The organism is Actinomadura sp. NPDC047616, assembly GCF_040642915.1.
Lineage (GTDB): Bacteria > Actinomycetota > Actinomycetes > Streptosporangiales > Streptosporangiaceae > Spirillospora > Spirillospora miaoliensis.
On sequence record NZ_JBEYTB010000009.1, the window covers coordinates 375436 to 387251 of the forward strand.

The 11816-nt window shown below is 72.9% G+C and carries 10 protein-coding genes; 4 read left to right on the plus strand and 6 right to left on the minus strand.

Annotated features, from left to right (window positions below; translation table 11 throughout):
* Positions 1–87: 87 nt before the first annotated feature.
* The 3 genes from ABZ801_RS23415 to pnuC all read right to left on the minus strand — a co-directional run bounded on the left by ABZ801_RS23415 (position 88) and on the right by pnuC (position 2981).
* On the minus strand, positions 88–1134 hold the full coding sequence (locus tag ABZ801_RS23415; protein WP_344959389.1) for a LacI family DNA-binding transcriptional regulator: 1047 nt from the start codon (positions 1132–1134) through the stop codon (positions 88–90).
* A 105-nt stretch (positions 1135–1239) separates the two neighbouring features.
* Positions 1240–2340, minus strand: coding sequence for an AAA family ATPase (locus ABZ801_RS23420; RefSeq protein ID WP_360701179.1), 1101 nt, complete (start codon positions 2338–2340; stop codon positions 1240–1242).
* Complete coding sequence (pnuC, locus tag ABZ801_RS23425) at positions 2337–2981, minus strand: nicotinamide riboside transporter PnuC (RefSeq protein WP_344959393.1); 645 nt, start codon at positions 2979–2981, stop codon at positions 2337–2339. Before pnuC ends, ABZ801_RS23420 begins: the two co-directional genes overlap by 4 nt.
* Positions 2982–3048: 67 nt before the next feature.
* Between pnuC and ABZ801_RS23430 the strand changes: the two genes are divergently transcribed.
* The 3 genes from ABZ801_RS23430 to ABZ801_RS23440 all read left to right on the plus strand — a co-directional run bounded on the left by ABZ801_RS23430 (position 3049) and on the right by ABZ801_RS23440 (position 6497).
* Complete coding sequence (locus ABZ801_RS23430) at positions 3049–4101, plus strand: endonuclease/exonuclease/phosphatase family protein (protein ID WP_360701181.1); 1053 nt, start codon at positions 3049–3051, stop codon at positions 4099–4101.
* A 331-nt stretch (positions 4102–4432) separates the two neighbouring features.
* The gene (locus ABZ801_RS23435; protein ID WP_360701183.1) at positions 4433–5767 is read left to right on the plus strand and encodes an endo-1,4-beta-xylanase; all 1335 of its coding nucleotides are present in this window, start codon (positions 4433–4435) and stop codon (positions 5765–5767) included.
* Positions 5768–5795: 28 nt separating this feature from the next.
* The gene (locus ABZ801_RS23440) at positions 5796–6497 is read left to right on the plus strand and encodes a polysaccharide deacetylase family protein (RefSeq protein ID WP_360701186.1); all 702 of its coding nucleotides are present in this window, start codon (positions 5796–5798) and stop codon (positions 6495–6497) included.
* A 148-nt stretch (positions 6498–6645) separates the two neighbouring features.
* Here ABZ801_RS23440 and ABZ801_RS23445 read toward each other — a convergent pair whose 3' ends face one another.
* From ABZ801_RS23445 to pdhA, 3 genes are read right to left on the minus strand one after another with little or no spacing between them, the layout of a single operon-like run.
* Entirely contained in the window at positions 6646–7950 is a 1305-nt protein-coding gene (locus ABZ801_RS23445) for a dihydrolipoamide acetyltransferase family protein (RefSeq protein ID WP_360701188.1), read from the minus strand.
* Positions 7947–8963 carry an alpha-ketoacid dehydrogenase subunit beta gene (locus ABZ801_RS23450; RefSeq protein ID WP_344956094.1) on the minus strand — a complete coding sequence of 339 codons (1017 nt, stop codon included), beginning with the start codon at positions 8961–8963 and terminating at the stop codon, positions 7947–7949. Before ABZ801_RS23450 ends, ABZ801_RS23445 begins: the two co-directional genes overlap by 4 nt.
* Positions 8964–8976: 13 nt before the next feature.
* The gene (pdhA, locus tag ABZ801_RS23455; RefSeq protein ID WP_360701192.1) at positions 8977–10161 is read right to left on the minus strand and encodes a pyruvate dehydrogenase (acetyl-transferring) E1 component subunit alpha; all 1185 of its coding nucleotides are present in this window, start codon (positions 10159–10161) and stop codon (positions 8977–8979) included.
* Positions 10162–10597: 436 nt separating this feature from the next.
* Here pdhA and ABZ801_RS23460 point away from each other — a divergent pair, with 436 nt between their 5' ends.
* On the plus strand, positions 10598–11254 hold the full coding sequence (locus ABZ801_RS23460) for a GntR family transcriptional regulator (protein ID WP_344956090.1): 657 nt from the start codon (positions 10598–10600) through the stop codon (positions 11252–11254).
* The last annotated feature ends 562 nt before the right edge of the window (positions 11255–11816 follow it).

The window sequence follows — 11816 nt, forward strand, 5'->3', positions numbered from 1 at the left end:
GTCTCGGCGATCTTGGTCAAGCGCTTGCTGGTGGTAGCGCTAACATCATGCCCGGCACCGGTCTCCCGTTCGTCGCGTCGTTCCTCGTCAGCGCCCCGGCGGCGCGGCGGTGCTCTCCCGGACCACCAGCTCGGGCTCCACGGTGCGGCGCGGGAAGCCCTTGCCCTCCGGCGGCGGGGTCCCGTCGATGCGTTCCAGCAGGAGCTGGAACGCGTGCCGTCCCACCTCGCCGAACGGCTGGCGGACGCTGGTCAGCGGGGGCGCGAAGTAGGGCGCCTCCGGCACGTCGTCGAAGCCCACCACGCTCACCTCCTCGGGGACGCGCCGGCCCGCCTCGCGCAGCGCGCGCAGCAGGCCGAGCGCCATGGGGTCGTTGGCGGCGAACACCGCGGTCACGTCCGGGTCGGCGGCCAGCCGCCGGCCCTGCTCGTAGCCGGACCGGGCGCTCCAGTCGCCGCCCAGCGGCTCGGGCGCCTCCCGGCCGTGCTCGGCCAGCACCGCGCGCCAGCCGTCGACGCGCGCGCTGGCGTCGATCCAGTCGGCCGGCCCGGCGATGTGCCACACCGTCTCGTGGCCGAGGCTGAGCAGGTGCCGCACGACCCGCACCGCGCCCGCCCGGTGGTCCACCACCGTCACCGGCGCCGGCACGTCGTCGCCCACGCCCACCACGACCACCGGGAAGTCCGGCGGCAGCCGCCGCAGCCCCTCGGCCGCCGACTGGTGCGGCGCGATGATCACGACGCCGTCCACCGACTGCCCGCGCAGCCGCTCCACCCCGTCCTCGATGGCGCGCGGGGTCAGCGTGCTCAGGCTGGCGATGTTGACCGAGTACTCGGCGGCGCGGGCCGCCCGCTCGATGCTGTAGAGCATGGACGCCGGCCCGTACAGGGTGGTGTCGAAGCTGACCACGCCCAGCACCCCGGACCGCCCGGTGGCCAGCACGCGCGCGGCGGAGTTGGGCCGGTAGTCCAGCTCCCGCATGGCCGCCAGCACCCTGGCCCGGGTCTGCGGCCGCACCTTCTCGGGGGAGTTGAGCACCCGCGACACCGTCATGGCCGACACGCCCGCCAGGGCTGCCACGTCCTCCATCACCGCGGCGCGGGACCGGGCGGGCGGGGGTGTGGCGGCGGTCACGTGACCTCCTTCACGTCGGCGTGCCCTGAATGTTTGCGCTAACGAAACGAACTGTCAATACCCCTGAAAAAACCGGTGATAGCGCGAACATCCGGACGCGGAGGGTCACGGCGCGAGGGGCGCGGCGAACGACCAGCCCGCGGCCAGCAGCCCGTCGACGGCCGCGACGGCGCGGGCCAGGCGTTCCTCGTGCGTCCCGGTCGCCACCACATGCGGCAGGCCGCGCCGCTCAAGCTCATCACGGAAGCGCCCCGACATCCACCCGCGTATCCGCTCGCCGTCACGCCAGCCGTCCTGCTCGAACGGGACGCCGTCGGTGTCGGTGAGGATCCACAGGTGGTGGTGCGGCGGCCGTTCGTGCAGCCTTTCCACGTCCGGCGCGGGCGACCCCAGGTAGCGCTCGTGCCACAGCGCGGTGGCGAACGCGTCGGTGTCGCACACCAGCAGCGGCGAGCCCGCGCGGGCCGCCGCGTCCTCCAGCGCCAGCTGACGCTCGGCGATCTCGGTGAACTCCGCGGACTCCCAGGTCAGATCGTCCAGCCACAGCCCGGGGTCGGCGGCGGCGCGGCGCGCCGCCGCCAGCTTCTCCTCGCAGTACGTGCGCCCGTACTCGGGCACCCACCGCGTCGCCGCCCACACGCCGCCGCGCCCGGCGTAGTGCGCCGCCAGCGCGCGCGCCAGCGTGGTGGTGCCGGACGACTCCGCGCCCACCACCACGACCCGGCGCGCCAGGTACGCCCGGACCGGCGGCGCGAGCCACGGCCACGCGGCGACCGGGTCCTCGCGGACGGCGGTGCCGCTGACCGGGAGGCGCTCGCGTGGCGGGTCCACCGGGACGTGGACGGCGCCGAAACGGCGCGCCAGCTCGTCCCCGTACGCCTCGGAGGAGAACACCGCGTCGACCGGGGGAGCGTCCGGTTCCAGCGCCAGCCCGGAGCGGAAGGCGTCGACGTGCAGCGCCCAGACCTCGTCCGACCCGTAGTCGATCTCGGCGTCGTCCACCACCGGCGCCACCCGCACGTGCGGCTGCGGATGCGTCTCCCGCAACCACGCCGTGCGCAGCGCCAGCGGGATGCTCTCCACGGTCGACGCGGCCACGACCACGGTGAGCCGCGCGCACGCCGCCGCCGCGGTGTCGATCAGATGGTGATGGCCGGCGTGCGGCGGATAGAACTTGCCGATCACCAGCCCGTGCCCGAACGTCATGCCGTGCCCGGGACGGCCCGCGCGGTCCTCCAGTCGCGCTGCCAGGAGGCCAGCCCCGCCACGCACAGCGACAGGAACACCACGTACAGGGCGCTGGTGAGCTTGAGGTCCTTGTACCAGTACAGCGGGATGTACACCAGGTCGGCGGCGATCCAGATCCACCACGACTCCAGCAGCTTGCGCGACTGCCCGTACACCGCCATCAGCGACAGCGCGGTCGTGAGCGCGTCCCAGAACGGCACCGTCGAGTCGGTCCAGGCGGTGAGCACCCACACCAGCAGCGCCGTGCCCGCCGCGCCCGCCGCCAGCAGGGCGACCCACTCCTCGCGGGACGTGCGGGTGACCGGCAGCGCGTCGCGGCCCTCCCCGCCGTACAGCCACATCCACCAGCCGTACGCCTGCAACCCCACGTAGACGATCTGCAGCCCGGCGTCGGCGTACAGCCCGCCGTCCAGGAACACCAGCCCGAGCAGGACCACGTTGGCGATGCCGATCGGCCAGTTGAGGATGTTCTGCCGGACGACCAGCCACACGTTGACCGCGCCGGTGGCGAAGCCCAGCAGCTCGGCCCACGTGGTGGGCACCGAGCCCAGATGGAACGCGGGCTCCAGCAACGGCCCCAGCGGAACGTGCACGGTCACGGCGCCTCCCTGGCGATTCAAATGGTCGCGACGACGATAATGCGCGGCGCCCGTTCCGGTGAACACGATGATCGTCACACACGTCGAAACCGGCATGAGCGATGACGGCGGGGCGCCCGTGGAGACGATCAGCAGGCCGGAGGCGGCCGCCGGGCGGGCCGGTGGACGCCGGTGGTGGGTGAGCGCCGTGTTGTGGGCGGCGTGGGCGCCGTTCGCGGTGTGGGCCGTCCTGCGGTGGGGCGGCTGGCAACCCGCGTTCAGGTGGGGGCAGCTGGTGGCCTTCACCCCGTACGTGGCCGCCGCCTCACCCGTCGTGCCGGTGCTCGCGTTCGTGCTCCGCCGCCGGTGGACGGCGGTGGCCGGGGTCCTGGTCGCGTGCGCGTTCGCGGTGGCCGTGGTGCCGCGCGCCGTGCCCGACGGAGACCCGGGCGCGCGCGGCCCGGTGGTGCGTGTGCTCGCCGCCAACGTGCTGTACGGGCGGGCGTCCCCCCAGCACGTCGTGGACCTGGCGCGACGCACCCGCGCCGACGTGCTCACGGTCCAGGAGCTGACGCCCCAGGCGATGGCCGCGCTCGACCGGGCGGGCCTGGCACGGGTGCTGCCGCACAGGGTGGTCGCACCGCTCCCGGGCGGGGCGGGCTCGGGGCTGTACTCGCGTTTCCCGCTCAGCGGCCGGTCGGCGATCACCGTCGGGTTCCGCCAGGTCAGGGCCGTGGTCCAGGTGCCGGGCGGGCCGCCGGTGGAGGTCGTGTCGGTGCATCCGTGCGCGCCGGTCCATCCCGGACTGGCGCGCTGCTGGCGGGACGGGCTGCGCGCGCTGCCCCGGGCGTCCGAACGGGGCCCGGTGCGCGTCCTGGCCGGGGACTTCAACGCCACGCTCGACCACGCCGAGCTGCGGCGGCTGTTGCGCTCCGGCTACCGGGACGCGGCCGACGCCACCGGCGACGGCCTGCGGTGGACCTGGCCGGCGATCGGCCCGCATCCGCCCGGAATGCCGCCCGTGACGCTGGACCATGTGCTGGCCGACGAGCGCGTCGGGGTGCGTGCGTCGGGCGTCCACCGCGTGCCGGGCACCGACCACCGGGCGGTGTCGGCGGTGCTCGTGCTGCCGCCCCGGTGACCGCCCGCGGCGCGGCCGCCGTCCAAAGCGAGCACATTGGCCGTTCTTCGGAAGACGGCGCGATATTCGGTGGGGCAGGCGAAAGTTTCGCATGCCGGCGAAACTTTCGCCGTCTCCGAAACTTTCGCCGTTTCCCGAAAGTTTCGGAGACATCTTTCCGGAGTAATGTGAGCCAGCGTACCGGCGCTTTGCGGGCGTAATGAGCAGGAAAGTTTCAGCGCCCTGTTGACGTATTTGGCGGCGGAATTCAGAATGAGCCTCCCCGGGTAGGGCCGGTCCGTTTCGGAGCCCGGGTGTTCCCGCCCCCACCCCGTTCCAGAAGGGAACGCACATGAAGAGAGGCGTCATCCGAAACGCGCTCGCGACAGGCGTCGCGGGCGTCCTGGCGATGGGCGTCGCGGCGGCGTTGTCCTCGTCCGCCGACGCGGCGGCGAGCACGCTCGGCGAGGCGGCCGCGCAGAGCGGCCGCTACTTCGGCGCCGCGGTCGCCGCCAACCACCTCGGCGAGTCCCAGTACGTCACCGTGCTCAACCGCGAGTTCAACTCCGTCACCCCCGAGAACGAGATGAAATGGGACGCCACCGAGCCGTCCCGGGGATCGTTCAGCTTCGGCAACGCCGACCGCATCGTCAGCCACGCGCAGGGCCGCGGCATGAAGATCCGCGGGCACACGCTGGTGTGGCATTCGCAGCTGCCCGGCTGGGTGAGCGGCCTGTCGTCGGCGAACGACGTGCGTTCGGCGATGAACAACCACATCAACCAGGTGATGGGCCACTACCGGGGCAAGATCCATTCCTGGGACGTGGTGAACGAGGCGTTCCAGGACGGCGGCAGCGGCGCACGGCGCCAGTCGGTCTTCCAGCAGCGCCTCGGCGACGGGTACATCGAGGAGGCGTTCCGCACCGCCCGCGCCGCCGACTCCGGCGCCAAACTCTGCTACAACGACTACAACATCGACGACGCCAACGCCGCCAAGACCCGGGCCGTCTACAACATGGTCCGCGACTTCAAGTCGCGCGGGGTGCCGATCGACTGCGTGGGCCTGCAGTCGCACTTCAACTCCCAGTCCCCCGTGCCGTCCAACTACCAGCAGAACATCCAGCAGTTCGCCGCGCTCGGGGTGGACGTGCAGATCACCGAGCTGGACATCGAGGGCTCCGGCAGCGCGCAGGCCGACAACTACCGCCGGGTCGTGCAGGCGTGCCTGGCGGTGTCCCGCTGCACGGGCATCACCGTGTGGGGCATCCCGGACCACTACTCCTGGCGCTCCAGCGGCACCCCGCTGCTGTTCGACAGGAACTACAACAAGAAGCCCGCCTACGACGCCGTCCTGGCGGCCCTGAACGGCTCCACCGGAAACCCGCCCGGCGGCGGCGACCCCACCACGCCGCCCGGCGAAAGCTGCACTGCGACGATCAGCGCCGGCCAGCAGTGGAGCGACCGCTTCAACCTGTCGGTCGCGGTGTCGGGAACGAGCAACTGGGTCGTCACGGTCCGCGTGCAGAGCCCACAGAAGGTCATCGCGACCTGGAACGGTTCCCCCACCTGGGACTCCAGCGGCAACGTGATGACGATGCGGCCCAACGGCAACGGCAACACCTTCGGCTTCACCATCCAGCACAACGGCAACTGGAACTGGCCGTCGGTGAGCTGCGCGGTCGGCTGACCCACCGCACCAGGGAGAACGGACGCCGATGAGCGAGAACATCGCACGCCGGTACGCGCGGGCCGTCGCCGTCCTCGGCGCCGGGCTGGCGGTGGCCGCCACGACGGCCGCCACCGCCGGCCCGGCCACCGCCGGGACGGTCGCCGACTGCGCCGCCGGGTACGTGGGGCTGACGTTCGACGACGGCCCCAATCCGAGCAACACCACCACGCTGCTGAACGCGCTGCGGACCAACGGCCTGCGCGCCACGATGTTCAACATCGGGCAGAACGCGCAGAACAACCCGGCCCTGGTCCGGGCGCAGCGGGACGCGGGCATGTGGGTCGGCAACCACACCTACACCCACCCGCATCTCGGGCAGATGAGCGACCCGCAGATCCAGTCCGAGCTGCAGCGCACCCAGCAGGCCGTCCAGCAGGCCACCGGCACCGCGCCGGTGCTGTTCCGGCCGCCGTACGGCGAGACCAACGCCACGGTGGCGGGCGTCGCGCGGAGGCTCGGCCTCACCCAGGTGCTGTGGGACGTCGACTCCCGCGACTGGGCGGGCGCGAGCACCGCGCAGATCGTCCAGGTGGCCGCGCAACTGCGGAACGGCCAGGTCATCCTCATGCACGACGCGTACGCGACCACGGTCGCGGCGATCCCGCAGATCGCCGCGAACCTGCGCGGCCGCGGCCTGTGCGCCGGGATGATCTCGCCGTCCACCGGCCGGGCCGTGGCCCCGGCCTGACCCCGGGCCGGAGTCCGGCCCCCGCCCGGCTCCGGGACGCCGCCGGCACGCGGGTGACTCTCGGGGAGGCGTGCCCGCGGCGGTCCCGGAAACGAGGATCGCCTGACCCCTCGGCCCCGGGGTCAGGCGATCCTCTCGCGTCCGTCCGTCAGGCGACGATCAGCAGCGGGTTCTCCAGCAGCTCGACCAGGCGGGCGAGGAAGCGGGCGCCCGTCGCGCCGTCGCAGGCGCGGTGGTCCACCGACAGCGTCACCGCCATGCGCTTGCCCGGCACGATCTGCCCGTCGCGCACCACCGGCTCGTCCCGCACCGCGCCGACCGCCAGGATCGCGGCCTCCGGCGGGTTGATGACGGCCGAGAAGCTGTCCACGCCGAACATGCCCAGGTTGCTGACGCTGAACGTGCCGCCGCTCATCTCCTGCGGGGTCAGCCTGCCCTCGCGGGCCCGGCCCGCCAGCTCGCGGGTCTCGGCGCCGATCTGCGAGACGCTCTTGCGGTCGGCGTCCCGGATCACCGGGACGACCAGGCCGTCGTCCACCGCCACCGCGACGCCGACGTGCACCCGCTTGTGCACCAGCAGGTTCTCCTCGGTGAACGACACGTTCACCTCGGGGAACTCGCGCAGCGCGGTGGCGCACGCCTTGACCACCAGGTCGTTCACGCTGACCTTGGCGGGGGCCAGCGCCTCGTTCAGCGTGGCGCGGAACTCCACCAGCTTGGCCGCGTCCACCTCGCGGTTGAGGTAGAAGTGCGGCGCGTTGCGCTTGCTCTCGGTGAGCCTGCGGGCCGCGACCTTGCGGAACCGGTTGAGCGGGACGACCTCGACGTCCTCGCTGTCGGCCTGCGGCCCGGCCTGGGCGGGCGCCGCCTGCTGCGCGGCCGCCGGGGCGGCCTGCTGGGCGGGGGCCTGCTGCGCCGGGGCCTGCGCGGTCCCGCCCGCGCGGATCGCGGCCTCGATGTCGGCGCGGACGATCCGGCCGCCCGGACCGCTGCCCGACAGCGTGGCCAGGTCGATGCCGTGGTCGCGGGCCAGCCTGCGCGCCAGCGGCGAGGACGGCGGACGCTTGGACTGCGCCGCCGGGGCCTCCGCGCGCGCCGGCGCGGCGGCGGGCCGCTCGGCCTCCGGCTCCGGCTCGGCCGCGGCGGCGGGCTTCGCGGGCTCGGGCGCGGGCTCGGCGGCGGGTTCAGGCGCGGGCTCGGCGGCGGGCGCCGAGCCGCCGGCCGGGACGAGCACGGCGATCGGCGCGCCGATCGTGGCGGTCTGCCCCTCCTCGACGAGGATCTTCTCGAGCACGCCGGCCTCGTACGCCTCGTACTCCATGATCGCCTTGTCGGTCTCGATGTCGCACAGGACGTCGCCGACGGCGATCTCGTCTCCCGGCTTCTTGTGCCAGGAGCTGATCACGCCCTCCTCCATGGTGTCGGACAGGCGCGGCATGAGGATGTCGGTCATCGAGCGGTCTCCAGGGACAGGCGGCCGGTCGCGCGCAGCGTTTCGCGGACGGCGGTGACGAGGGAGTCGGCCGACGGCAGCGCGGCCAGCTCCAGCGGCTTGGCGTAGGGGAGCGGCACCTCGGCCATCGCCACCCGCCGCACGGGGGCGTCCAGCCAGTCGAAGGCGCCCTCCTGGATGGTCGCGGCGATCTCGGCGCCGATCCCGTAGGTCAGCCAGTCGTCCTCGGCGATCACCGCGCAGCCGGTGCGGCGCACCGACTCCACGATCGTCTCCCGGTCCAGCGGCCGCAGGCTGCGCAGGTCGACGACCTCGGCGGAGATCCCGTCGGCGGCCAGCTTCTCGGCGACCTCCAGCGCGACGTGCGCCATCCGCGAGTAGCCGACGATGGTGATGTCGGTGCCCGGACGGGTCACCGCGGCCCGGCCGATCTCGGCGGGCTCGACCTCGGCGATGTCGTCGGGCACCTCGCCCTTGGTGTTGTAGAGGGCCAGGTTCTCCAGGAACAGCACCGGGTCGTCGTCGCGGATCGCGGCCTTGAGCATGGCCGACGCCTCCAGCGGCGTGCTGGGCGCCACCACCTTCAGGCCCGGGACGAACGAGTAGTACAGCTCGACGTTCTGCGAGTGGGTGGCGCCGAGCTGCTGCCCGCCGCCGCCCGGGGTGCGGATGACCAGCGGCACGCTGCACTGGCCGCCGAACATCCCGTAGATCTTGGCGGCGTGGTTGACGATCTGGTCCAGCGCCAGCAGCGAGAAGTTGATCGTCATGATCTCCACGACCGGCCGCAGGCCGAGCATGGCAGCGCCGATCGCGGCGCCGACGAAGCCCTCCTCGGCGATCGGGGTGTCGCGCACCCGGCGCTCCCCGAACTCCTTGAGCAGTCCCTCGGTGATCTTGTAGGAGCCCTCGAAGACGCCGATCTCCTCACCCATCAGGAACACGTTCTCGTCGCGGAGCATCTCCGCGCGCAGCGTGTCCCGGAGGGCCTGGCGGTAGGTGACGGTTGCCATCGGTCGGGTCTCCTCAGGAGCGGAACACGGGGTCGGCGGGCAGGCGGCGCAGCTCGCCCGGGACGGGCGTGGCGTAGGTGTAGTCGAACAGCGTGGACACGTCCGGGTGCGGGCTGTCGTCGGCGAACGCGGCGGCGTCCTCCACCTCGGCGGTCACCTCGGCGTCGAGCTTGTCGCGCGCCTCGGCGTCCAGGATCCCGGCCTCCTCCAGCTCCAGCGCCATCCTGGCGAGGGGGTCGGCGGCCTTGAGGGCCTCCTTCTCCTCGCTGGAGCGGTAGCGGGCCGGGTCGACGACCGAGTGGCCGCGCAGCCGGGGGCTGGTCGTCTCCAGCAGGTAGGGCTTGCTCTCGGCGCGGGCGCGCTCGACGGCGATCCGGGCGGCCTCGCGGACGGCCAGCACGTCGGTGCCGTCGACCCGGGCCGACTCCATCCGGTAGGCGGCGCCGCGCCGCCACAGCTCGGGCTCGGCCGCCGACTTCTCCACGGTCGTCCCCATGCCGAGCCCGTTGTTGATCACAACGAAGATCACCGGGAGGTTCCACAGCGCGGCGATGTTCAGCGACTCGTGGAACGCCCCGATCGCGGCGGTGCCGTCGCCCATGTGGCACATGACGACCTCGTCGCCGCCCTTGTAGGACACCGCCAGCCCGGCGCCGGTGGCCAGCGGGAGCTGCCCGCCGACGATGCCGTACCCGCCGAGCAGCCGCGTCTTGACGTCGAACATGTGCATCGAGCCGCCCCACCCCTTGGACACGCCGGTGGTGCGCCCGTACAGCTCGGCCATGACGCTGCGCGCGTCGATGCCCTTGGCCAGGGCGTAGCCGTGCTCGCGGTAGTTGGTGAACAGGTAGTCGGTGGGACGCAGCGCCGCCATCAGCCCGACGATGGTGGCCTCCTCGCCCAGGTTGAGGTGGCAGTAGCCACCGATCTTGGCCTGGGTGTAGGCGCGGGCGGCGCGCTCCTCGAACCGGCGGATGAGCAGCATCTGCCGGTAGTAGGCGACCAGCGTCTCGGCGTCGGCGTGCGCGCCGCCGGCGGTGCCCGCGGGCGCCACCGCGCTCGTGGCGCCCTCGGCGTCCGCGGCGCCGGCGCCCGCGTCCTGGGCGGTGGCCTCGGACACGGCGCCGGACGCGCCCTTGCCCTGGCCCGCGGCACCGCGCGTCCGCCGGGAGCGGGTGGCCTTGGTGGTCTCAGCCATCGGCGTTCTACCTCCGTCGGGGAGCGTGCCGCGGGGTCGCCGCGGCGCTTCACCGATCATCATTGATCAATGATCGATCATACCGGCACATTGCCCGAAAGGGGACCCCCGGAACGTCGCGGACCAGCGGGGACGCCCGCCGGGACGCCGAAGAACCGAGATCCCCGGTACCGAAGGGGCTGCCGGCCCGCCGTGCCCCCGTGGCCGAGCCCGCTTCTGCCGGCCCGCCGGAGACCGCCGCCGAGCCCCCGCAACCCGTCTCCGACGCCGACGGACTCCTCGTGATGGTCATCACGCACATCGGCGCCCGCCGCGTCCACTCCTGCGAATTACTAGCCCAAAACCGGGCGAACCGCCTCGCCGTCGTGACGTCCGGCGCGGCGTCCGCCCAGGCGGCCGAAAGGTCTGGACCACCGGCCCATCTACCATTGCTTCCGTGAACTCACCGTCCACCGCGACCTCGGGCCCGGCGCTGCGGCGCACGGGGCTGGCCGACCAGATCCGCGAGTTCATCGTCGAGGGCATCAGCGCCGGCCGCTGGCAGCCCGGCGAGAGGATCGTCGAACGGCGCATCGCCACCGAGCTGGGCGTCAGCCAGGGCCCGGTGCGGGAGGCCCTGCGCCAGCTGGAGGCGCTGCGGCTGATCGAGTCGCTGCCCAACCGCGGCGCGCGCGTGCGCCCGTTCACCGAGCGCGACATGGTGGAGATCTTCCCCGTGCGGGCCGGGCTGGAGCGCACCGCCGTCGAACTGGCCCTGCCCCGCCTGGCCGACCGGCTGGACGTGCTGGAGAAGGAGAACAGGCGCCTGGCCGAGGCCGCCGAGTCCGGCGACCTGGACGCCCAGATCCGCCTCAGCATCGGCTTCCACCGCGTGGTCGTGGAGTCGTCGGGCAACCGGCTGCTGATGTCGGTGTGGGAGTCGCTCGGCATCGAACTGTGGACGACGCTGTCGCTCCGCCTGCACGAGACCGAGATCTACTCCAAGTCCGCCGAGCACGCCGCCCTGATCGAGGCGTTCCGCCGTCAGGACCCCGAGGCCCCGCGCATGCTCCACGACCACGTCATGAACTACGCCCCCCACAGCACTCCGTAGCCCCCGCCCCGCTCACCGGCGTTACCCGTCCCGGGCCGCAGCCGACGTGAGTGCCACCAAGACGCCCCTCGGCCCCATCGCCCGCGTCGCGCCACCAATCCCCTCAGCACCCTCCCCGCCGCCTCCTGCACAACCATCCGCACCACCACACACCCCCGAGCTTCCACGACGGCGCATGCCTGTCCCCCCGTCTGGACCCGCCGAGCGGAAGGCACGGTTCCCGCCGCACAACCTCGCGAATCAGCGCACGGCGACCGCCGGCGCCGCTTCGCCATCAGCCGGTCGCGGCGCCACCCGAAACACCACCACATGGCACCGGGTTCCGCACGGCGCAACCCTGTCCGCCCGGTTTGAATCAATGGATTTGACCGGTTGCTCGGCATCGCAGATCGCCACCGCGGACGGCCGGTGTGCTCTCGGCGGCGTCCGTACCGCACGTCGGCCGGGTCGCGGCGTCGACCGGCACCGGGTCTGTCCAGTTAACGGTGTAACTGGATCTTGTTCGGGTTAGTTTCGGGCTGCGGCCAAGCGGCCTTCGAAGGCGATGTCGAAGGCGTTCAGG